This is a genomic window from Mucilaginibacter paludis DSM 18603 (genome assembly GCF_000166195.2).
GTDB lineage: Bacteria > Bacteroidota > Bacteroidia > Sphingobacteriales > Sphingobacteriaceae > Mucilaginibacter > Mucilaginibacter paludis.
Genome location: NZ_CM001403.1, coordinates 2,727,371 through 2,748,973 on the forward strand (window position 1 = coordinate 2,727,371; position 21,603 = coordinate 2,748,973).

Genomic DNA, 21,603 nt, shown 5'->3' on the forward strand with positions numbered 1-21,603 from the left:
ACGCTGTTTATTATAAACATGATTTTAACGGGAACTGTTATCTTGTTTGACGAATTTTATAACTACCAGAATTATAATGATTATGAATATAGGGCCCTTAAAGATTTTTATAACCTGTTAATAAATTATACCGTCTGACATCTACACCAAACTGTTAATATATCGGAAATCCCAAAGCCATTTACGCTCCATTCTAGAATAACAAACATTTAACTTCACTAAGCTTTGACCATATCAAATTGCTAATATCCAATCGCAGTCTTTTTGATTCGGCTACACAACTGGCCAGTCCTATATGCTTAGAATAGCTTATTAAGCGCTGTAGAATACCACTATGTTTCTCTTGAGTTAATAAGAAGTGATCTATCCTTTCTAATTAATAATGACATGAAGTATTGAGAAAGTACAATAGACAAAAGGCTTATTAGGAGCAGAAGTATAAAAGCGATCTTAATGGAGAAAGATTGAGCCAAAATACCAATTACAGGCGGGGCAAATAAAAGACCAAAGAAGCTAACTGAAGATACAACAGTTATATATTGACTAATATCTGTGTTTCCTATTTTGGCAATTATACCGTAAACTACAGGAATGATAAGGCTTACTCCTGAGCCTATCAAGCAATAACTTATTAGCACAAAAGCGAAACTCGGTGAAGAAATAGCAATCAAAAACCCAACCGCCATTATGCTACCACCGAGTATAAGCGAAGAGTTTAAACCAAAAAAACGAACGGCCTTATCAGAGCCAAATCGCCCTAAAGTCATACTAAGCATAAATAAAGAATAACCCAGGGACGATTGGAAATGGTTTGATCCGAATGTTCTTTTCAAATATATTTCTGACCAGTCATACATTGAACCCTCACCGACCATTGCGCAAAGTGCAATGAGGCCCAGTAGTATTACATACTTGTTGAATACTTTAAGGTTAAAAGTTTTCGAATTATTTTCAGTTTTGAGGTCATGTACATGAAGAAATTTATTAAATACTAAAATTAGCATTATAGAGATAACCGAAATTGTGACATATTGAAATTGTATTGGTATCTGTAATGACATTGATAAACTCCCTATTACTGATCCAATCAACGCTGCCACACTCCATATGCCATGAAAAGAACCAATTATAGGCTTCTGATACACCCGTTCTGTTTCTATGGCTTGTATATTGGCCGCTAAGTTTGTTGCATTATTTGCAAATCCAAACGCTAATAAACAAGTACTAAATAAATACACATTGTGTATAAAAGACAACGCGGTAAGGATGACGCTCATTAAGCTTAAGCCTACTAGTAATAATTTCCGACTTCCAATTTTCTTAGCTAACAGATTGGACAAAGGAAGCGAGAAAAAAACTCCCAATGGCAGTGAAAATAACAAAAATCCAAACTGACCATCATTAAGAGATAAGCGCTCTTGTAAAAAAGAAATCCTGCATGTCCAACTTGAAAAACAAAGTGCTGATGTAAAAAACATCATTGAAACAGACGTTCTAATAGATGTTTTCCTGTAATTCATGTATAGATAGATCTTCTTCAACTAATTCAGATTGCTCAAGGCTCGAAAGATACACTTGAAAAACTGAACTCAAAACAACAAAAGATGCATTCGCAATTAATATATAGTTTAATGCGCCAAAACGGGCATCAAAAACGCTTAACAAAACGACAACTAAAGAAAGACAAGTGTCGAATTTGAAATTTTTATATACATTATACAGAACGTTATTCTGCAATTTTTCATTAAAATGAGGCGTAATTTTGAACGGCATACTTTTATTTATAAGTACCGAATATGTACCCCTGCTGAAGGTGAGAGCCAGAGCCTTTTGAAAGCACAGGCCTAGCCATGCGGTTTTAACAGTCAGTTTTTCTTTCTTAAGGAGATATGTATTAGTTATTATATTTCCTATCGTATCAAAAACAAACACTGAGAAAACAGCAATGTTGGCTAATTCAAGGTAACGGTTATCTATCCCACAAACATGCAGAAGTAGTGAGAGAACTATAAAACAGTAGAATGGAAGAGTGAATAAATTAGCATGAATGCCCGGTATCGGATAAAAGCTTAATGCAAGCTTCGGTTTTTTAAATAAATCTCTCAGAAAGTTATCCCTAAAGATTTGTGCATTGCCAAATGCCCACCGGTAGAATTGCTGCTTTGCACTCTTTAGGCTAAGTGGCAACAATGTTTTACCATAAGGAATATCGACAAACTGCGATTTGCTACCAGCCATTATTATTCTCCTGGACAATTCCATGTCTTCGCAAAGATAGTGTCCATCCCAAAGACCATTTTTCTCTATAACTGATTTTCTAACGATGGACATGTTCCCTATAAATGGAACTATGCCTTTCATATGGGCATAGGTCATATAGATTGAATGGAAATACCTGTGTATAACCCCTAAACCTAAAGTAAACTCCTGGGTTAGCATTGCACTTTGTACTCCTGAAGGCGTTAAAACGACATTGGTTTGAGGATTATCAAATAAGCACATCAGGTCTGAGAGATAGCTGGGATCAACGATAGTATCGCAATCAATAACGCTAATATAATCGCAATCTTCAGGGGTGTATTCTAAAGCGAGATTTAACGCGCCGGATTTATACCCTTTTAGATTCATGATGTGAACAAACTTCAATTTGTCATTCTGGCTGCAGTATTCTTCGATGGGCTTCCACAAGCTTTCGGATTCCGTATTGTTATCTACAACTATGATTATGTAGTTTTCGTATTTCTGCCTCAACATGCTATCGAGCGTTTTAAAAACGATGGATGGTTCTTCATTCCTGATAGCCATAAGGATGGCGACTTTTTTTCCAGTTAATTGAGCTGTTATAACTGGAACTTTGTAATTAACCGATACTAAGTTGACGTAATATTTAAAAACCCGATGCAGGACTGATAATAAGCATATAGCTATCATTAACAGTGCTAAAACGATTGATGCCGATTCCATGTTTTTTGAATAATTACAAGATTATTTATGTGTTATTGCTTGATTTGAATGTTTAATTGACACGCTTTTCTTCATCTACCCTTTCTCTGGCCTTGTGATTAGTTGTACCTATCTTATAAGCGTATGACAGCCTGAAAACTCTTGTTTCAAAATTGTTATTCCTGTGAAGGCTAAAGTTGCCGGTTGATAATTGGTTGGTTTCGGTCCAGATATTCGTTTTGAATATATCATTCGCTACAAAACTTAAACTTGATCTTTCCGTTAGTTTCTTCATCAAACCAAAATTCACTTCGCCTGGAATTTTTCTTGTTGTGATCCCGACAATAAAGGGGGATTGGACATACCCTGATAGCTCAATTGAAAGTCCCTTTGGCAGGGTCAAGTTATTTGTGATGTTCAGCCGAACTGTATTCCTGGAAAAGTTCACTCGCTCATTGTATGCATAAATCGTATTGACCATTTGGTATGAATACGTACCACTCACGATAAACTTCCACCAGGTGCTGACTTCATAGGGCGCGTTAGCTGTGAAGGACACCACCTTAAAATGATCAATATTCCTTGGGGTAAGCAAAAGCGTATTAGAATTTACATTTAGGACAGGCTGGAATGTGCTGATTGAGTTTGTATTATTTGAATATTCAAGAGAAAAGAAATAATCATCAAGTTTATAAGAAACCGAATAATTATCTGTCAAAGTTGGTTTTAACTCAACGTTTCCGGTTACATAGGTGTTAGGGTCGAGAAATACGATAAAAGGGGCAATATCGACGAAAGATGGCCGCGAGATTCTTCTATTATAACCTAATTGCAGTGTATTTTCGTTGTTGATTTCGTATTTAGCAGTCACACTTGGGAAAAGATTTCCGTATTTTCTATCGAACAAAGAAAGGTTATTTTGATCTTTTAAAGTAGATGTTGTGTATTCATACCTTAAGCCCCCATCCAAACTGATTTTAGAGGATAAACGATATTGCGCGCTTGAATAAGCTGCATAGATATTCTCATTCAGAAAGTCCTTACCTGTAAGATCAACCAGCAACGAATTATTTGGATCATCGAGATTGTTCTCTGCTACATTATTTGTAAAAGAGGAAATGGCGGTTTTCAAACCACCTTTAAAGGTGAAACTATCACTAGCCTTATTATTATAATCAGTTTTGAAGACGGTAATATGAATGGGGGTATGTTTATCAGTATTTATTAGCTCTGTTTTGGTAGCGCCAGACCCTGAATATTCATTATTATAAACATGTTGATTGTTATTCACGTATGATAAATAATCCGCATTTACAGTAATTAAACTATTGGGATTTATTTGATACCTGGAGTCTACCCCGCTCAATATATCATACCATCGGTCGTGCTCCCTATCTGTTTGGTGAATCACCAGGCCATCACTAACATTTGTATTGTTATCCGCATCCATGTTCCAATGTTTGAAGTAGGCCTGAACATTTGCACCAAATGATAACCGGTCGTTCACGGGGTAATCAAGGCGAAGAGATCCTGAATTTGTGATATTAATTGGATGGCGATCTGTAGTTGTATTAACTTCGAAAACACTGTCGTGATAATCATTCCTCCGATTAACTTTCCATTCCTCTTTACTATTGTTATACATTCCCGAGTAAGACGCAGTTAAGCTAAGCCGGCCAAATTGGTTAGTGTAATTCAAATCTCCTCCGAATTTCCCGCCTCTCCCGTAGCCTCCGTTTACATCGTAACTGAAGCTTTGACCGAGATTACTACCTTTTTTTAAGATAACATTTATAACACCTGCACTTCCTGTTGCATCCATATCGGATGAAGGATTGTTGATCAACTCTATTTTTGATACTACGCCGGTGCCAACACCCTTAAGCATCTGAACGACTTCTGAGATTGGAAGATAGGTTTGTTTGCCATTGATCATTACCAACACCCCTTCCTTGCCCCGCATAGAAATAGTGTTATTTTGCCTATCAACGGCGACTCCTGGCGATCTCTCCAAAACATCGAGAACACTGCCTCCTGACGCACTAATTGTTTCTCCAACATTAACGATGGTTTTATCCATCTTTTGTTGGTAAACGGGCTGTTTGTAGCTGATCTTCACTTCTTTTAGCAACCTGCTTTCTGTATGAAGAATAATGCTCCCCAAATCAATGTTATCTTTCTCCTTCACTATTAAATTGTCAATCACGTAGGCTTGGAAACCGACAAGCGAAATTTTTACTGAATACTTTCCCGCAACAACTCCCTTAAAATAGAAGTCGCCATTATTATCAGTAGGGTTTGAATATGTTCTGGAACTTCCAAGACTCGTTAATTTACAAACGACGTTGGACAGCCTGTTGCCAATAGAATCTTTAACATTACCGTGAATCTGTGAAAAAGAAGTTACTGGAAAAAGTAAGCACAAAAGAATAACAAGTCGCTTCTCTTTCGAGAAGCGATTTAAGATATGATAAGTTTGCAATTATTAGGTTTTTGGTTTGTTTATTAATATTACGATTTCAAAGCTTCTTCGCTCGAATTGCTGTTGGCTAATTTTTCAACTCCCTCTTCAACAATTACTTCTTTAAAAGCAATCAAGAATTCATTGAACTCAACATGTTTATGCATCATGTGTAGCATCTCTTTTTCTATATCAAGCCAGGTTGATATATCTGCCTCATTATGCTGAATTTGGGCCTCAAGTTTATCTAACGCATTTGCTACTTTAGCCTCGTTTGTTTCTTTGGCTTCAAACTCATGCCATAAAGCGTGAAACTTCTCGCCCGTTTCATTATCAAGTGTTTTCCTGATCTCATCGATAGCCGCCATTTCACGCTGTATTTTTAATTCTCTTGTTTCTTTATTAAAAGCATCAAAAGCCCATACATCACCGGCGATAATTTCGATAATGTCATGAATAACAATCATTTCCAACGTTTTTAGAGAATCGACCTTTATCCCCAGATGAGGTTCTACCAGGATAAACATAATTGATATACGCCACGTGTGCTCCGCAACACTTTCCTGACGTCCATCAGAAAGCCAACTGTGTCGTGTAAGTTTCTTAAGATTTTCAGTAAAATGCAGAAAGTCCAGGATTTTTTTTGCTTCTATTTTCATAACCACCAATTTATTAGTTCATCATTTTTAGTTAAAGGAAATATATATTTCTGAGGTTCAAGGGCATCTTCTACGATTTCACTGTAGTCGGCACCTTGTTTTGCGAATATTTTTCGGATCGATGTTATTACTGCTTTTCTTTTTGATCTTGGGATCTGCCTATGAAATGAGTGTTCAGGTTGAAATAATATTACATGACCATCAGGATACCACCTCGTGCTGTCTCTTGTATATATGTCGGACATTACGATCACAAAAAAACTGGTATTGTTAAAAATAAAACGCCAGTTTGGCACCTCTAATTCATTGTCGGTGCCGAGATTATCGTTTAGATAATACATCAGTTTTTTAAAATGTTCTACGAGATCATTCACAGAATCAATTTTGACGCCGAGCTTTACAACGTAAGCATCTAATCGCAGAAAATTAGGACCAGTTACCACGGCAAGGAAATCTTTTTTTAATTTGCTAAGCGTAGAATCGTCTGTATCTAATACTTCTTCTTTAAAATACTCTACGACGGCTTTTGGAGCATAAGGACACGATGTAATCTCCTTTAAATCTATGCCATGAACATTATGATTCATTGTGTTATAAGTATTATTTAGGTTCGATTGTCTCGGTTTAGCCTATTGGTAAAGGCCTGGCACAAATATATGTACGCTGGTATTTTGACAATATTAATAAATTATTACCATTGAAAACTCTATTTTTTTAATAAAATTATAGCATTATAATACAAACACGTGAAATATAATAATAGGAAAAATAATTTCGTTATACTTTATAAAACATAACGCTTTTCCGCACAAAATACTTTGTTAGCTTAATAATAATAATTAGATGCTATTTCCGATTAAGGATACAAACCATTAAAATTTAGATGGAGACTGCGACTTACAGCAATGTGCTATTTCATTTCCCTTAGTTCTTTGAGTGCTGGCTTGATGACTTCTTGATAGAATTCAAAAGGAGGTTTGCCATTAAGGTTTGGAGATATGATTTTGTCCAACGGCTCTTCCGGTACGGATAAACCAGCCGGAATATATTTAATCTTTAAATCACCTGTTTCAATTTGATTTGGTTTAAAAAGACGCGCAAATACCGAATAATTAGTTTTTATACGCGATAGATTACTTCCAGCATTCCCTTGAACATTCATGATGAGACTTAGGTCGGGACTAATAAGGTCTATTTCCCGAGGTTTGTAAATCTTGAAATCTTTTGTGATCACTGTATCGGGCAACCATTTCTCTTCGCCGAAAGCATAAGGTTGCTGTTTTAACGTAAGGTCAATAATATTAAATGGCGGCGCTACTATCCAAGTATGGCCGCCTACAGGTTCCGGGTTAACATTGAAAGACCAAAAATAACGAGGTTTAAGTTTAAGCTTGGACTGAAACTCTATCGTTGAACTACCGTTAACAATATAGTTCCAAAACCCCTCAGCCTCTAAAATACGAACTAGTGCGAATGATATATCAATAGAAGCGCCAAATTGTCCATGATTAACTAATTCGTTATACAGTAAATTACATATAAATGGAATCTCGACAGTCGCCCTTCGAAGGTAGCTTTCATCGTACTTTTTTAATTGAACAAAAGCGGCATAGTTTTCCAAAAAATCAGGAGTTGCGCTTTCTTCCCACAGAAAACCTGGATCGTCATAAAAACCAAGAATGGAAGTATCAATTTGCAAGCGACGAAATAATTCCTCTAATTCAGGCAAACTTGTCTTTAACTCAGTTTTCGATGTGTGGGCCATAACTTCTAAAGTTCCAACAGGATTCAATGTTTTAGACTCTCTAAATGCAGGGGATAAAAAACAGGCATCAATGAGAAATGAAACAAAGATACTTATTGCACATGGCATCATCCAAAAAGCTATTGTTATTTAGAAAATGAATGAACTAATTTCGGGCTACTACTTAAACGGTAGTTATCGCATAGCTGGTAGTCTTGTGTCAATGATTAAGTAGATTATGATAAAATATTTGACAAAAACCTCCTTATATTTAGGTCAATGAACAATATTAATTTTTTTCATGTTTATATAAGGCTGTAAGCCTCGCGGTCGACATATTGAGCGAAGCACGACGTTTTCTTTGGAATTGCACCCTTTTGCCGGAAATTGAAGCCTTCTGGCCGGAATCAGAGAAGATACAACATATCGATGTCTGGCGTGAAGTAAATTTAGTTGATGGTTATCAGGTTAATATCTCACAAAATTATTGCAATCAAGCCTCAGCCGGAGCGAAGGGAAAAACTGTTCTTCGTAAATCTCGGCGGATATCAAGAAAATAAGTTTGAAGAGCAGCATTACGTTTTACTGATGTAAAAAAGAAAGGGACACAGAATAGTCCCGGTTTAAAGCAATGCCGGATTCGGGTAATTATCGCTTTGATCTCCGGCTACATGATCCAGGCAGGCAAAATCCTTTTCTATGAGCAGATAGAGTTTCCCATCGTTAGTGTTGAAGTCTACATTATCTGTAGCCATCCATTGCTGTATTATACTTTCGGGCAATATAGCACAATCTTGTTCTAGTGTTAAGTTAAATATAATATGACGTATAAAAGCGTATATTTGTAAAACAAATTACAGATGGTACGTTATACGATAAAACTTACAAAAGAGGAGGTTGGAGAGTTATACTCGATAATCAACAAGGGCTCCCATAGTTCTCAAACATTCCGGACAGCCTATATACTATTGAATTGTGATGAAGGGGAATATGCGGAGAAAATAACAAATGAACAGATCAGCAAAGTCCTGAAAGTAGGGATGCGAACGATAGACCGGGTGAAGAAAAAGTTTATTGAAGAGGGTTTTGAAGGTGTTTTAGATCGTCGCCCCACCAGCCGTGTTTATGAAACAAAATCAGATGGCGATGTAGAAGCGAAGCTGGTTGCCTTGTGTTGCAGCGAGCCGCCTGAGGGGTTTGCTAAATGGTCATTAAGGCTACTCGCCGATAAAATGGTAGAGTTGGAATATGTAGAAAGTATTTCGCATGTAACAGTAAGAAGTGTGCTTAAAAAAACGAACTTAAGCCTTGGAAAGTAAAGGGCTGGGTAATACCACCGGAAAAAAGCAGCGAATTTGTAGCCAATATGGAACGCGTATTGGATGTATACAAAAAACCTTATGATGAGGAATTTCCGGTTGTATGTATGGATGAGTCGCCAAAACAATTGATAGAAGAAGGGCAGCCCTCTCAAGCCATGAAGCCTGGCCAGGAGGCAAGAGTAGATTACGAGTACATAAGGCATGGGGTAGTCAATATATTTATGGCCAACGAGCCTTTGAGGGGCAAGCGCTTTGTAGAAATTACGGCGTTTAAAACCAAAAAGGACTGGGCTTTATTCGTAAAAAGAATAGCAGATGAATGGTACCCGACAGCGAAAAAAATAACTTTAGTAATGGACAATTTTAAAACCCATTCGGCCTCTGCATTTTACGAGACATTTGAACCAGCCGAAGCCAAAAGGCTATGGGATAGGTTTGAGTTTGTTTATACGCCCAAGCATGGAAGCTGGCTCAATATGGCCGAGATAGAATTGCATGTATTGAATGGGCAATGCCTAAACAGGCATATTTCAACAATGCTGAAGATCAATGAAGAGGTAGCGGCATGGCAACACAACAGAAATAATAAGAACAGCAAAATTAACTGGCAGTTCGAAAATAAAGATGCGCGAATAAAACTGAAAAGACTTTATCCGTCATTACACGATTAACATAACACTAGTAATATTGGCTGACAATTAATCTACCATATTAGATTATATGTCATAAACGAGGTCAGGTGTTGATATTAATCTGTTCTTTCAGGTTGAACTGTGCCTAAATTATTTTACTTCGCAAAAGCAATTTTAAAGCTAACCACCTGTTTAATACACCTGGCCGGTTTTTTTTCGCCTTGCACAATAATGCGGAATGGGCCGTCGGCCGGGAGAAATGGTTTTCCATCTACTTGGTTGGCAAGTATGATCATGCGGTCAGTATAGCTTTTATCAAGCTCGGCCAAGGTAAAGGTCACCTGGTAACCATCGCTGGCATCAACCAATAAATATTTAGTGAGGTTTTCGCCCTTCAATTCGGGGCCCATGGTAACACCGGCTTTTTGTAATAGGTCGGCAACAAGCACACCCGAGTAGGTGTGATCTTTACCGTCCTTGTCCTTTCTTACTACTATGGTTTGATTGAACTTCTGCAGGTCTTCATTATTAATAGTCAGCGGAGTAGTAACCTCCCCTGTTATTTTTACTGCAGCCTGTTGAGATTGCGCTATGGTAAGCAAGGGCGAAAGGCTCAAAAAAGCCAGGGCGATAATTAAAAATATTTTTTTCATGGTATATTATTTATTTGTGGTGATGCGTAAATGCGGGTTGGAAAATGAAGGGTTACTGATGAAAACTGAATCTGTTAACATGTTTAAAAAAGCGAGCAGCTCTTTTTTTTCTTCGGGTAGTAGCTTTAATGACGTGCCACCAATTTCATTAGACTCACCCTGTAAAAAGGAACTTAAAGAAGCGGATTGTTTGATGTGCTCGCTATAGTGGTCTATCACTTCTTCCAGTATTTTAAAGCGGCCGTCATGCATATAGGGCGCAGTGAGCGCTATATTCCTTAACGTAGGCACCTTGAAACGTCCGCGATCTGCGGGTAAGCCTGTTAAGGTTTCTATACCAGCATCTTTGGGAATGCTATCCAGGCCATTGTTGTGAAATAACTCCATATAGGTTTTGGCTCCCCCATGGCAATGCGCACAGTTTGCGCCACGGATACCTTTTTCGGGCTGCGGGAATTGGTTAAATAAGGCCATTCCTTTTAATTCCTGTTCGTTGGGCTGATAGGCATTTCTTAAATATTGGTCATAGCGCGAATTAGCAGAGATTAGGGTGCGCTCAAATTGGGCTATGGATTTCACAATACGGTCGCCATTAATCAGGGTATCGCCATAAACCAACCTGAATAACGCAGGATAGGATTGAATACGACTGAGTTTTTGGGCTGATATAGTTAAAGATTGCCCCATTTCATGCGGATTGCTCAAGGGGGTGGCGGCCTGGTCTTCCAGGCTGGCCGCGCGACCGTCCCAAAATAATTTCCGGGTCCAAAGCAGGTTAACCAACGACATCGAATTTCGGGTTGATAATACATGGTCAACACCTTCGCTCAATGCTTTACCATCCGTAAAGGCTTTCTCTTGCCGGTGACAGCTTGAGCAGGATAATTTATTGTTGGCCGAAAGCGCTGTTTCATAAAATAGAAGGCGACCGAGGTAAACACCTTGTTTTGTAGTAGGATTATCAGCAGGAACATTAATGCGATTTCCGAAGTTAGCCGGGTAGACCAATTGAAAGGAACCAGTGGGGATAGGATCTTCATAATAAGTCCTGGCCGATAATCCAACAGTGAGGACGAACAGGAACGACAGTACACCAACTTTAGATAAAGTTTTATGCCGGTTAAATTTCAATTTATATCGTTCTGTCAACACCTCAAATGATCAATTAATAGTTAAACATCAGGTTAACAAAATAATTTCTTCCTTCTTCGGGATAACCTTCTACAAGTGTATAGTTACGATCGAACAAGTTGTTTACTCCGCCCTCTAAAGATAATCCTTTTACCAAAGTAAGGTGTGCTTTTACATTGCTTAAATAAAACGCGCCAGATGTTGTGCCGTAACTGGTGCTATATCTTTTTGAATTATATTCTTCAGATGCCAGCAGGTATAATTTGGCAACAGGCGAATACTGTATTGAAGCAAACAAGCTATGTTTGGGCACATCTGTAAAATATATTTGAGGAGCCGACAGATTGTTGCGCACAATGAGGGTGTAATTGGCATCCAGTCTTAATCGGGTGTTAATTGGGTAACCAGCCGCAAACTCTGCACCATAATATTCTGCCTGGCCAACATTTTGCACTTGAGAAAGGTTGGCGTGCGTGGTAGGATCAACAGCTACATTATTAACGGTTTGAATACTATTATTGATTTTACTGTAAAAGCCGGATGCCTGTAAGGTTAATTTACTGCCAATAAGTGTGTGATAGCTCAAATCATAATTTAAAGCATCCTCTGCTTTCAGATTGGGATTGGGAATGGCTGTGCCCAGTTTAAAGGAATAGCGATCTTTGATGGTTGCAAACCGGGTTTTACGCGCAACTGAAAAGCTTAGGGAATTGGTATTATCCAGATCATATTGAACCAGGCCCTGCACGTCCCATGCGCTGTTTCCGCCACCGGGCAGATCAGAAATTACGTTATTGCTGTACAGCTGCGCCTGGGTATTGCGCCTGTCATTAAAACCTACACCCGCATTTACCTTCAGGGCCGAAGTAATATGGTAAGTGTCTTCGGCACCCGCGTAGAAATTATTATCAGCATCACGTCGTATTGGTTCGCCTACGTTGTGCTCTCGGTGCACATCCTGTTTGTATTGGCCCACAATACTAAGGCTGTTGTTCTTAATATCCGTATTTTCAAATATCACACTGCCGCCTAATGTGTAATCATTATAAATACTTTTAAAAGCATAAGGTTTGGTAATGGTGCTATAGTTTACATCGTCATAACTGTCAATCTCGTTTTTAAACTGGCTGTAATACCAGCGGGTTTTAATCACATTAGTTGTATTGATTTTGTTGTTGCTTAACAGGTACAGGCCCTGTGTATCCCAGTTAGGCCATTTCCAGTAACGGGGTTTGGTGAGTAAAGAATTTTGCGTGTCGTCGCCCGCATATACGGGTGTGCCTTTTGTACCATGATGGTAACTATAGCCAATAGCATATTCCTGCGATGCTGTTGGCGTAAATCCAACTTTGCCGCTTACATCAATATCGTTACTATACGAGTTATCCCTGTGGCCACCATCTTCATTTTTAACCGGCGTAAAAGACGACGAAAGCGGATAATAATCACGTTTTAATTGTGAAGCAGAAACCTGGTAATAAAACTTACCTAAGTTAGACCCAATATTTGTGTTAAGCCGATAGCCGCCGTTAAGGTATCCGGCAACCGCGTTCAGTTCAAAAGGGTTTGCAGGTTTACGGCTCACCATGTTTATCGCTCCACCTTCGGCATTGGGTCCGAATAATACGGATGAATAACCTTTAGAAATATTAATCTCCGACAGGTTAAATGTATTATACCTTGCCAAATCCACATAACCATCATAAGGTACATATAAAGGAATCCCATCTAAATAAACAGGAACCTGGCGGATATCAAACCCACGTATATTTACCGCCGACTCATTTCGCGGACCAATGGCTGTAAGGGTAACACCGGGCAATAAACTCAAGGCATGCGATACATCGTACCGGTTATATAAATTAAGCGTGCCAGCGCTAAGCTTGTTGCTTCTTAAACTGTCTTTGGTGCCAATAATATTAACCTGGCCAAGTTGGAAAACATGTTTGCTTGTATCTGCAACCTGCGCGTTAGCCTTCAAGCTAAAAAAATATGACACGATTAATAGGATAATTGTAAATAAAGGTAATGGTAGCTTCATTCTTATAATTTCGTTATATTTTCTTATACATAACGCTAAGATATAGAAAAGCTTCAATGCTTTTTCTTTTATAGAAAATTCAATTATTTAATATTGTCTTTAATAGAAAGGGAGTACATGGCTGTTAATCTTGAGTATTTTTCTGGCGGTTTTATATTAGAAAGATTAAAATCAATCTGTTTTGCTATTTTCTTTAAGAAAATCACGAAATTTCTGTTGTAAATCACGAAACTCTTTGATTAATTGAATGCCTTGCTCTGTTATGACCGCCATTCCTCCACCTTTACCGCCTCGATGCGAAATTACTACCGGAGTGCCGAAATGTGAATTCAGGTGATTGATCATATCCCACGCTTGCTTATAGGACATTTTCATTTGAATAGCCGCCTGCCGAAGAGAACCCGAAGCCTGTATTCTTTCAAGCAGCTCAACCCTTCCTGGACCAAGCATTTGTTCGCCATCAATCTCCATCCACATTCTGCCGTTTAATTTGAATGTTATTTCTTTCATAAATGATAAAATTACGAGAAAAATGGGCATGTGTAGTTATTTAGGCTTTCAGAAAGAGAAAATCGAGCAAAAAGGGCGAGGATTATACTTTTTAATTAAGTCTAATTTTTTTTAGAGTGCACCTATTTTAATCAATTCTTTGACAACACGGTGCGGATTCTGCTCCGCCTCAATTCATATAATAACGACAAAGGAGAAAGACAAGAATGCGGTTACTGCGATCAGCAGCTTCCTTTCGCTTTTCCTTTTAATTTTTTTCGGTTTCATACGTTTATTTAATCAGTTTTGTGCCCATAAGACGCTAATAGCAGATCCATATCTTCCATCAACCGGGCAACCTGTTTTTCATCAGTTCCGTCATAAGCACCACGAATACGTTTCTCCTTGTCAACCAATACCAGATAGCCCTGATGCATATAACCGCCGTTTTGTCCGGCAGATTCTGCAACGGATACAAGATAGTTCTTTTCCGCCAAAGTGTAAATCACTTCCTTGCTGCCATGCACAAATTCCCATTGCGTGCCGGTAATTCCCAGTTTAACCGCATAGCTTTTTAATACATGCGGTACATCATACTTAAAATCGATACTGTGGGATAACAGCATCACCTCGGTGTTGCCTTTGTATTTATCGTAAACCTTCAGCAAGTTACGGTGCATCACCGGGCAGATGGTGGGGCAGGAAGTAAAGAAAAAGTCTGCCACGTAGATCTTGCCATCAAAAGTATGGTTATCGATCATAGTGCTGTCCTGATTCAGGAACCGGAAGGCCGGAATAGTCTGGTAGACCGTATCGGTAATGACTTTACCACCAACGGTTTTTTGTATAAGATGCCGACTGCCTAAAATCGGAAGTTGCTTTTGCGAAGGACGGCAGGCTACCAAAACTAAAGCGGCGAGCATGTAAGCATATTGTTTTTTCATTAGGTTACATTTTCATATGATCCATGCTTTTCATGGTCGTATCTGCTTTCAAATTGAATTTTCGGAGATAACCGGTTGATTCTTTTAACACTGCTTTATACAGGCTGTCGAGTTGGGCTATCTTTGTTTTCTGACCATTAAAATAATCCACGGCCTCTTGATTAGACTTGCCGTCAACATCGGTCTTAAAATTGTGCATCCAGTCGTTCATGCGTTCATCGGCATCATCGAGCTTTTTGGTTAACCGTTTTATTTCCCGATGCTCGGCGGCAGTGTCCAATGAGGGTTGTTGCGCTTTCAGTTTGGCCAGGCCCGACAGCGCGAGCGTATCAAGCATCATTTTGTCATTCATCGCTTTTTCGCCATCCATCATGATCTGGTCATGCCGGTCAAGTACCTGTTTGCGGATTACCTTATAATCGCCTTCATTCTGGCAGGCAGCCATGCATAGTATAGTCGTGATGGTTAACAGTGTTGTTTTGATTTTTTTCATCTTTTTGATTTTTTAGGAGTACTGTTTAATAAAAAACTTAAAAGGCTACCGCGAAATGCACCATCAGGCGGTTACCTGCTTTAACGCGGTTATTGGCCAGTTGCTGGGAAGCAATGTCCTGGTAGTTGGCACCCGCTGAAAAGCGGCTGAAGTTTGCTTCCAGGCCGCCGACGAGCGATACCACATGGCCACCTGAAACATCTACAGCATACTTGTTACGCTCCACATCCTGTTGCGAGGTTTCGTAAAGCACCCCTGCATTAGGCGCTACCGTTACCTTGTTAAAAATCCGGATCTTGTAGTAGGCCAGCGCATTTGCCGTCAACTTGTTGCCGTAGCGATAATCATATTTGTTATTGGTATTGATCTTATAGTTGGCGTTCACATTGATGCCAAAATCCATTAACCGTACATCATAAGCCGCGTTCAGCGTAAAATCGGTACTGGCCGTACCCAGCTGAAAGTTATTGGGCGATTCAGATACGCGCAAGCGTTCACCGGGTTCGTATTTGCCGGTAGGCAATTTAATACCGGCACCCACCCAAAGCGACTGTACCAGCAGTTTATCGCTGATCACGGAGCGGTGGCTGAACAGGTTGTAATAACCCATCACCGCGACATCGCCCAAACCTGTTTTGGAGCCGTTCCCCGTCTGTGCTACCCGGTCGTTGAAATTATAAGGTAAAAAAGCCAACACCCGGAACTTTTTCCCGATGTTCCAGCCGCCCCAAACCTCCATGCTTTGGTAAGTTTCGTCAGAAGTGATCGGCGTGCGTTCTCCGAACGGGCCGAGGTGGGTCGTCAGCGTTTTATGCTGGTATCGTATGCCGATAAAACGTTTCTGGTACTCCGGCAGGATACCGAGGTAATAACTGCCTACGCCGCATCCGCAAATATCGCAAGCCAGCACCGGGAAGGTGATGACCGAAAAGAAAAGAAGGATAATGTATTTTTTCATCGTGTTTATTGTTCAGCCAGGTCTTTGCGGGTAACAAAATCCGCATCATCCAGGGTTTTAAGAAAGGCAGTCAGCTTAACGCGGTCATCGGCGGTCAGGCTGATGCCGGGCTTGCCGTTCAGTTGTAATAAAGGGTCGAGATTAGCCGTTTGCTGTACTTCGTCGTTATAATGATCAAATACGCCGTTAAGCGTCAGGAACCGGCCATCATGCATATAAGGCGCGGTATAAGTTAGGTTGCGCAAACTGGGTACTTTAAACTTATAACGATCCGTCTCCTGCAAGGTAGCAGTGTACAAACCCAGGTCGTTGATAGGTGATGGTGCCAATCCGTTATTACGGAATGAGCCATCCGTGAACAGGGGCTCTTTGTGGCAGCTACTACATTTAGCCTGAAACAGCGCGTATCCTGCCTGCTCATCTGCCGTAAAGCTTTGCCCGGCTTCCTTGCGCATTACTTTGTCGTATTTGGAATTAGCGCTGATACACATCACCATAAATTGTGAAAGTGCTTTCATGAAACGAGCTGTATTGATCTCCTCCGTACCGAAGGCGGCTTTGAACATCGTCGGGTACTTGGCTACCAGCCGGAGTTTAGCCATTACATTATCCAAGGTCTCATCCATCTCCACATGCGTAGTGATGGGTGCTATAGGTTGCAAATCCAGATCATAAATACCGCCTCCCCACATAAAGGCACTGTTCCAGGCCAGGTTCATAATGGGCGGCGAGTTACGCGTACCTAAAAGGTCGTCTATACCGTGGCTCACATCATGCCCGTGTTGCGTAAAGCCCGAGGACTGGATATGGCAGGAACCACAGGAAATGGTGTTATTGCGCGACAGCCGGGGCTCATAAAACAAGGAACGCCCCAAAAGGAAACCTGCTTCGGTTACTTTATTGTTCTCCAGTTTGTAGACGGGTTCGGGAAAGTTGGCCGGTTTTTGAAAACCCAGGAATGTGCTGACCGCTTCCTTAATCTGATCTTCCTTTTTACAGGCATACATCAGCAAACAAAAACCTCCTATCACCACCCAAAATGCTCTTTTTTTCATGGTGTTTAGTTTTCTGTATGGTCGTGGCGGAACAATTCCGTCAGGTTTCCGGCAATATTGACGCTGTAATCGCTGAACATGACGTTGGGGTGTGAAGCGATACTGAAGCTGTTTTTACCGTTAAAAACTTTCATCAGATCGACAAACAGGTGCACATTGCTCTGGCGGTCCTTACGGACTTTGGCGATGCCGCCGGTAGTTAGGTCGAGGGTGACCGTTTTGATATTATTGATCGTTGGGGCGGAATAGCCCCCGAAGCCGCCGATATGGTATTTGAATTGCTTTTTGCCGGTTGGGTCGCCGTTAACATCATCAGAGATCACATTGGAGTTGCCTTCCAGTTTAAAGAAGATGTACCCGGCATTCCAGCCCCAGTACATTCCGTCGTCCATGCCAGCAGCAGGGTCTAATACGCCCGTGCGCTTGCTGATATCCATCGTGCTGCGCAGGCTGTCTACACCTAAAGTGAAAGTTAATTTGGTGTAATCGCCTTCCGGCACTTTCACTTTGGCAAAGCGCGTAGCGCGGTCAGCGCCTTTAATCAGAAAGTAACTGCTATCCTGTTTAACGGTATAGGTAGTACCATCGGCTTTACTTACCTTGATGTTGCTGATAAAATACTGAACGAGGGAAACGGTGAATTTTTCGCCCGCCGCATTGGTGTATGGGCTGGCTGTATTATTAAAGGCCAGTGTTTTTTCCCCGACAATGTTATCAAACTCCACCGAGAACGGAGCGAGATCATCTTCGTTGTAATTTGGTGCTACATCGGCCTTTTTAGAGCAGCCGGAAAGCAGCAGCAAGGCCAAACTGCCTGCCGCTAAATATGGAGTTAGAAATTTAAATGTCTTCATAAATTGGGTTTACTAAGTTTCGGGTTTTGGACAAAGTCTGTGTCCGTCAGTGCGGCTAGGAATGCTTTGATGGCTTTCATCTCCTGATCAGTCATGGGGATGCCTGCCTGGCCGCCGTTTTGATAAAGCAGCGGATCGGTGGTGGCTGAAATCCTGATATCGTTATGATAATGCGCCAGCACCTCATCGATAGTTTTAAAGCGGCCATCGTGCATATAAGGCGCGGTCAGCAGGATATTACGTAGCGTAGGCGTTTTAAATTTGCCCAGATCTGCCTGGTTATTGGTTATACGGAAGCGCCCCATATAGATCCGCTCCAGCGCATCATTGCTGAAATCGTTGTCGATCCCATTGTTATGATAGCCGTTATCAGTGAATAATTCACCCGCGTGGCAGCTCCTGCATTTACTGTTGACCAGTGCCAGCCCCTGTTGTTCCTGATCTGATAATTGCACACCGTTTTCTTTGCGTATAAAGCGGTCATACCTGCTGTTGCCTGAAATGAGCGTCCGTTCAAATTGCGCCAGGGCTTTGACAATGGAGGCCGACTTGACCTCGCCGTTGAATACCGTTTTAAATTGCTGCACATATTCGGGCACCTGCTTCAATTCCGCTTCCAGCTCGCTCAGGTTCTGGTGCATTTCATCTACGCTGGTCAGGGGGCCGAAGGCCTGCGATTCCAGGTTGGTTGAACCACCGTCCCAAAACAGGCCGTTATTAGCCCAGATCAGGTTAATGAGTGCCGGTGCATGGCGCGGCAGGGTATTCCCTGACTCGCCGATATTGTTGAGCGCTACACCATCGCTAAAAGCGATATCCTGCCGGTGGCACGATGCACAGGAAAGCCTGTTGAGGCCCGAAAGACGGGTATCATAAAATAACATTCTGCCCAGGGCGATGCCTTCTTGCGTTAACGGGTTATCCGGGTCACTCTTCACCGCCGGAAAATTAGCGGGAACGGAGAGTTCAGCCGGATGCAGCGCAACGACCGGAACGGTACCGGCAGCCCCGTCTTTTTTACAAGACGAGGTTACCAGCCATCCGGTTAAAAAAAGCATAGCGGCAAAACGCGGATATGCGTTTAAGCCTGCCATAGGTATTAGTTAACAGACTTTACTGTAAATACTTTAGTGCCATAGTTGGTTGCGACAGCAGCCATTGCTGTTGCCTGAGATGCGCCAACTGTAGGCGTGGTCATTACGTCTATACCGTCGGTTACTTTGGTTACATCCGCGTTTAACAAAATGGTTGACGATTTGCTTGAACCGATATGCAAGGTAGACGGTAAAGCCAACGTAACCGTTTTGTAATTGGCATCCAGACCGGTTTCAACAACCATCGTTTTTGAAGTTGCGCCGTCAGTTACTTTACCCTTCAGGGAAGAGAAAATATAGGTAGTGGCCCACATCCAGGAAACATTGGTCATGCCGTTCAGTTGGGACAGTTCACCCGCCTGAAGGCTCAGGTTGCTGTTGTATTTGGTGTCAACACCCACTGAAAATTTAATGGATTTGTAATCACCCGCCGGAATATCAGTCAGTTTCACGTCTTCGCGTTTGTTAGCCGGATAAGTATAGGCGCTATTGGTTTCGGCGGCATTGTTCTCTTCTAACAAATAGTAAGAATTAGGTACGGCATATTCTTCGCCGCTAGCTTTAACCAATACCACATTGCTTACCCAGTACCTTAACTGGGTAAAGTTCCAGGTCTTGCCGTTTGCAGTAAAATCTTTATTTAACGCAAAATCGGAGGTGCCGACTACAGCATCAAAAGTGATGGTCGCTTTACCTGCCGTTTCCACAGGTTGAACATCGTTGTTTTTGGTACAAGCAGCGAATAGTATAGCAGATAACGATAGTATCGATAGAATTTTTTTCATTTTTATAAGTGTTGAGGAAGCATGGCACGGCCTGCTCCATAAATTAATAAGTAAGCTGGGTGGCATGCACACGGGCTTGCCACTCATCATTGTTAATGAATAGTATTAGAAATAAAAATGCAGGGTAAATGATAACGCAGGCGAAATGCCTCTGTTAATCAACAAAGTACTTGAATAGCCTGCTCATCAGACTACACGCGCGGCGGCTGGAAAATAGAGGAGGCACGGCCCATGATACCAGGGATTGTGCTTGGGGGATATTCAACTTTTACAGTTGGTTCTATAAAAACAATGGTTATTGGATTGGTGGGTAAAGCTTCCTGGTAGCGGCTTTTCTGCTCTTCGCGCTCCTGCTTTTTTTCTTTTTCTTCTGTTTGCCTCAATTTATTCATGAGGTAACAGTGTCCGTTACAATGCAACCAAGGCTTACTTTTATTGATACAAAGATTGTCGGCGATGTACTTCTGATTAACCTCAAAACCCGCATAAACGAAGAAACGTGAGCAGTTGGAACCGATCAGCGCAACGAGCAGCAATATGGCGGTGAACCGTTTGAGCATTGGCGCAAAGGTAAGAATTTGTGAGACTTCTGCAATTACATTAACACAACATCCCATTTTCAACACTTAGGCACCAAAAACGCGAGCCAGATGAAATGCCAAGACCATTTAGATTAGCAGAGTGAAATCACTAATAAAAATTTCGTTATTGTTGAGATGTGGGAATGTTGTTGAGTTTCTTTTAGAGAAAGATAGCAGATAGTCACTGTATACCTATGTTTTCAAATCAGGTAATGTTTCTTTAAAATTTAATAATTCTTGCGGATCAACCTCTAAAGCTTTGGCCAATTCTCCAAGCGAAAGCAAAGTAATATTTACCTTTCCGGTTTCATACCGTTGTATGTCGGCATATTCCACATTGCATAATAAGGCCATTTTACGATAAGTCAGATTTTTAGATTGCCTTAAATATTTAAGACGTTTCCCAAATTGTATTAAAATTCCTTTATCCAAATCGCTAACCATTCCTGTTAATAAATGATTAGGGAAATTGTAATAATAATACATGATTACTGTTGTGCTTTGCCACAACAAGATATAGCTTTGTTTATAGCCTGTATGAAATATTAACGCACTCTTACTTACTTGTTTAAAGGGAGCGAAACATTTTCCTTACACGATATAACTTCCTTGATCTCTCCTTTAAAGTCGATTGTCTGCGCATTCAATCTCATCAGCCACCCACCTGTATTATAATGTGCCTGCACTTCTGATGCAACAAAAGCCTGAACGCTATCGGCACGTTGGCCTATCTAAATACCTTTAATTTCCTGACCAAAGGCAGT

General features: G+C 40.7%; 22 protein-coding genes. 2 read left to right on the forward strand and 20 right to left on the reverse strand.

Annotation, left to right across the window (positions count from 1 at the left end):
* Positions 1 to 332: 332 nt before the first annotated feature.
* From MUCPA_RS11350 to MUCPA_RS11375, 6 genes are all read right to left on the reverse strand, one after another.
* On the reverse strand, positions 333 to 1,520 hold the full coding sequence (locus MUCPA_RS11350; RefSeq protein ID WP_008506499.1) for an MFS transporter: 1,188 nt from the start codon (positions 1,518 to 1,520) through the stop codon (positions 333 to 335).
* Positions 1,495 to 2,964 carry a glycosyltransferase family 2 protein gene (locus tag MUCPA_RS11355; protein WP_008506500.1) on the reverse strand — a complete coding sequence of 490 codons (1,470 nt, stop codon included), beginning with the start codon at positions 2,962 to 2,964 and terminating at the stop codon, positions 1,495 to 1,497. The genes MUCPA_RS11350 and MUCPA_RS11355 overlap by 26 nt, the downstream gene beginning before the upstream one ends.
* A 52-nt stretch (positions 2,965 to 3,016) precedes the next feature.
* The gene (locus MUCPA_RS11360) at positions 3,017 to 5,425 is read right to left on the reverse strand and encodes an outer membrane beta-barrel family protein (RefSeq protein WP_008506502.1); all 2,409 of its coding nucleotides are present in this window, start codon (positions 5,423 to 5,425) and stop codon (positions 3,017 to 3,019) included.
* Positions 5,426 to 5,454: 29 nt separating this feature from the next.
* Positions 5,455 to 6,063, reverse strand: a complete 609-nt coding sequence (locus MUCPA_RS11365) for an HD domain-containing protein (protein ID WP_008506504.1) — start codon at positions 6,061 to 6,063, stop codon at positions 5,455 to 5,457.
* The gene (locus MUCPA_RS11370) at positions 6,060 to 6,650 is read right to left on the reverse strand and encodes a YqcI/YcgG family protein (protein WP_008506505.1); all 591 of its coding nucleotides are present in this window, start codon (positions 6,648 to 6,650) and stop codon (positions 6,060 to 6,062) included. Before MUCPA_RS11370 ends, MUCPA_RS11365 begins: the two co-directional genes overlap by 4 nt.
* Before the next feature lie 323 nt (positions 6,651 to 6,973).
* On the reverse strand, positions 6,974 to 7,939 hold the full coding sequence (locus MUCPA_RS11375) for a hypothetical protein (RefSeq protein ID WP_008506507.1): 966 nt from the start codon (positions 7,937 to 7,939) through the stop codon (positions 6,974 to 6,976).
* 245 nt (positions 7,940 to 8,184) lie between these two features.
* Between MUCPA_RS11375 and MUCPA_RS39520 the strand changes: the two genes are divergently transcribed.
* Positions 8,185 to 8,367 carry a DUF1543 domain-containing protein gene (locus MUCPA_RS39520; RefSeq protein ID WP_169316166.1) on the forward strand — a complete coding sequence of 61 codons (183 nt, stop codon included), beginning with the start codon at positions 8,185 to 8,187 and terminating at the stop codon, positions 8,365 to 8,367.
* A gap of 63 nt (positions 8,368 to 8,430) precedes the next feature.
* On the opposite strand, the gene MUCPA_RS39220 is transcribed toward MUCPA_RS39520, so the two are convergent.
* Positions 8,431 to 8,589, reverse strand: a complete 159-nt coding sequence (locus tag MUCPA_RS39220) for a DUF7009 family protein (protein WP_394330557.1) — start codon at positions 8,587 to 8,589, stop codon at positions 8,431 to 8,433.
* A 78-nt stretch (positions 8,590 to 8,667) separates the two neighbouring features.
* Between MUCPA_RS39220 and MUCPA_RS37690 the strand changes: the two genes are divergently transcribed.
* Positions 8,668 to 9,800, forward strand: a protein-coding gene (locus MUCPA_RS37690) for an IS630 family transposase (protein WP_233276784.1) whose coding sequence is annotated in 2 segments (ribosomal slippage) — positions 8,668 to 9,097 and positions 9,097 to 9,800 — 1,134 coding nt in all. Because the reading frame shifts where the segments join, the coding sequence is not laid out codon by codon here.
* Between the two features lie 116 nt (positions 9,801 to 9,916).
* Here MUCPA_RS37690 and MUCPA_RS11390 read toward each other — a convergent pair.
* The 13 genes from MUCPA_RS11390 to MUCPA_RS11450 all read right to left on the reverse strand — a co-directional run bounded on the left by MUCPA_RS11390 (position 9,917) and on the right by MUCPA_RS11450 (position 21,325).
* Positions 9,917 to 10,414, reverse strand: a complete 498-nt coding sequence (locus MUCPA_RS11390) for a molybdopterin-dependent oxidoreductase (RefSeq protein ID WP_008506510.1) — start codon at positions 10,412 to 10,414, stop codon at positions 9,917 to 9,919.
* A gap of 6 nt (positions 10,415 to 10,420) precedes the next feature.
* Positions 10,421 to 11,566, reverse strand: coding sequence for a cytochrome-c peroxidase (locus tag MUCPA_RS11395; RefSeq protein ID WP_008506511.1), 1,146 nt, complete (start codon positions 11,564 to 11,566; stop codon positions 10,421 to 10,423).
* 13 nt (positions 11,567 to 11,579) lie between these two features.
* Complete coding sequence (locus MUCPA_RS11400; RefSeq protein ID WP_233276857.1) at positions 11,580 to 13,544, reverse strand: TonB-dependent receptor plug domain-containing protein; 1,965 nt, start codon at positions 13,542 to 13,544, stop codon at positions 11,580 to 11,582.
* 213 nt (positions 13,545 to 13,757) lie between these two features.
* Entirely contained in the window at positions 13,758 to 14,096 is a 339-nt protein-coding gene (locus MUCPA_RS11405; RefSeq protein WP_040627364.1) for a winged helix-turn-helix domain-containing protein, read from the reverse strand.
* Between the two features lie 275 nt (positions 14,097 to 14,371).
* Positions 14,372 to 15,019: an SCO family protein gene (locus tag MUCPA_RS11410; RefSeq protein ID WP_008506517.1), complete on the reverse strand. Its 648-nt coding sequence runs from the start codon at positions 15,017 to 15,019 to the stop codon at positions 14,372 to 14,374.
* Between the two features lie 4 nt (positions 15,020 to 15,023).
* Complete coding sequence (locus MUCPA_RS11415) at positions 15,024 to 15,512, reverse strand: hypothetical protein (RefSeq protein WP_008506519.1); 489 nt, start codon at positions 15,510 to 15,512, stop codon at positions 15,024 to 15,026.
* Between the two features lie 37 nt (positions 15,513 to 15,549).
* The gene (locus MUCPA_RS11420) at positions 15,550 to 16,470 is read right to left on the reverse strand and encodes a transporter family protein (RefSeq protein ID WP_008506520.1); all 921 of its coding nucleotides are present in this window, start codon (positions 16,468 to 16,470) and stop codon (positions 15,550 to 15,552) included.
* A 5-nt stretch (positions 16,471 to 16,475) separates the two neighbouring features.
* Complete coding sequence (locus MUCPA_RS11425) at positions 16,476 to 17,525, reverse strand: cytochrome-c peroxidase (RefSeq protein ID WP_008506522.1); 1,050 nt, start codon at positions 17,523 to 17,525, stop codon at positions 16,476 to 16,478.
* A gap of 5 nt (positions 17,526 to 17,530) precedes the next feature.
* Entirely contained in the window at positions 17,531 to 18,379 is an 849-nt protein-coding gene (locus tag MUCPA_RS11430) for an MbnP family protein (protein ID WP_008506524.1), read from the reverse strand.
* The gene (locus MUCPA_RS11435; RefSeq protein WP_008506526.1) at positions 18,376 to 19,473 is read right to left on the reverse strand and encodes a cytochrome-c peroxidase; all 1,098 of its coding nucleotides are present in this window, start codon (positions 19,471 to 19,473) and stop codon (positions 18,376 to 18,378) included. Before MUCPA_RS11435 ends, MUCPA_RS11430 begins: the two co-directional genes overlap by 4 nt.
* Before the next feature lie 5 nt (positions 19,474 to 19,478).
* Positions 19,479 to 20,258 (reverse strand): MbnP family protein, encoded by a 780-nt coding sequence (locus MUCPA_RS11440; RefSeq protein WP_040627368.1) that lies wholly within the window; start codon positions 20,256 to 20,258, stop codon positions 19,479 to 19,481.
* Positions 20,259 to 20,449: 191 nt separating this feature from the next.
* Positions 20,450 to 20,818, reverse strand: coding sequence for a hypothetical protein (locus MUCPA_RS11445; RefSeq protein ID WP_040625848.1), 369 nt, complete (start codon positions 20,816 to 20,818; stop codon positions 20,450 to 20,452).
* Between the two features lie 213 nt (positions 20,819 to 21,031).
* Positions 21,032 to 21,325 (reverse strand): helix-turn-helix domain-containing protein, encoded by a 294-nt coding sequence (locus MUCPA_RS11450; RefSeq protein WP_233276858.1) that lies wholly within the window; start codon positions 21,323 to 21,325, stop codon positions 21,032 to 21,034.
* Positions 21,326 to 21,603: the final 278 nt, after the last annotated feature.

Bases quoted from the DNA above. Each gene is read 5' to 3' on its own strand.
- MUCPA_RS11350 (WP_008506499.1), bottom strand. From the start codon at position 1,520: ATGAATTACAGGAAAACATCTATTAGAACGTCTGTTTCAATGATGTTT.
- MUCPA_RS11355 (WP_008506500.1), bottom strand. From the start codon at position 2,964: ATGGAATCGGCATCAATCGTTTTAGCACTGTTAATGATAGCTATATGC.
- MUCPA_RS11365 (WP_008506504.1), bottom strand. From the start codon at position 6,063: ATGAAAATAGAAGCAAAAAAAATCCTGGACTTTCTGCATTTTACTGAA.
- MUCPA_RS11370 (WP_008506505.1), bottom strand. From the start codon at position 6,650: ATGAATCATAATGTTCATGGCATAGATTTAAAGGAGATTACATCGTGT.
- MUCPA_RS11375 (WP_008506507.1), bottom strand. From the start codon at position 7,939: ATGATGCCATGTGCAATAAGTATCTTTGTTTCATTTCTCATTGATGCC.
- MUCPA_RS11390 (WP_008506510.1), bottom strand. From the start codon at position 10,414: ATGAAAAAAATATTTTTAATTATCGCCCTGGCTTTTTTGAGCCTTTCG.
- MUCPA_RS11405 (WP_040627364.1), bottom strand. From the start codon at position 14,096: ATGAAAGAAATAACATTCAAATTAAACGGCAGAATGTGGATGGAGATT.
- MUCPA_RS11410 (WP_008506517.1), bottom strand. From the start codon at position 15,019: ATGAAAAAACAATATGCTTACATGCTCGCCGCTTTAGTTTTGGTAGCC.
- MUCPA_RS11415 (WP_008506519.1), bottom strand. From the start codon at position 15,512: ATGAAAAAAATCAAAACAACACTGTTAACCATCACGACTATACTATGC.
- MUCPA_RS11420 (WP_008506520.1), bottom strand. From the start codon at position 16,470: ATGAAAAAATACATTATCCTTCTTTTCTTTTCGGTCATCACCTTCCCG.
- MUCPA_RS11425 (WP_008506522.1), bottom strand. From the start codon at position 17,525: ATGAAAAAAAGAGCATTTTGGGTGGTGATAGGAGGTTTTTGTTTGCTG.
- MUCPA_RS11430 (WP_008506524.1), bottom strand. From the start codon at position 18,379: ATGAAGACATTTAAATTTCTAACTCCATATTTAGCGGCAGGCAGTTTG.
- MUCPA_RS11435 (WP_008506526.1), bottom strand. From the start codon at position 19,473: ATGGCAGGCTTAAACGCATATCCGCGTTTTGCCGCTATGCTTTTTTTA.
- MUCPA_RS11440 (WP_040627368.1), bottom strand. From the start codon at position 20,258: ATGAAAAAAATTCTATCGATACTATCGTTATCTGCTATACTATTCGCT.
- MUCPA_RS11445 (WP_040625848.1), bottom strand. From the start codon at position 20,818: ATGCTCAAACGGTTCACCGCCATATTGCTGCTCGTTGCGCTGATCGGT.
- MUCPA_RS11450 (WP_233276858.1), bottom strand. From the start codon at position 21,325: ATGTATTATTATTACAATTTCCCTAATCATTTATTAACAGGAATGGTT.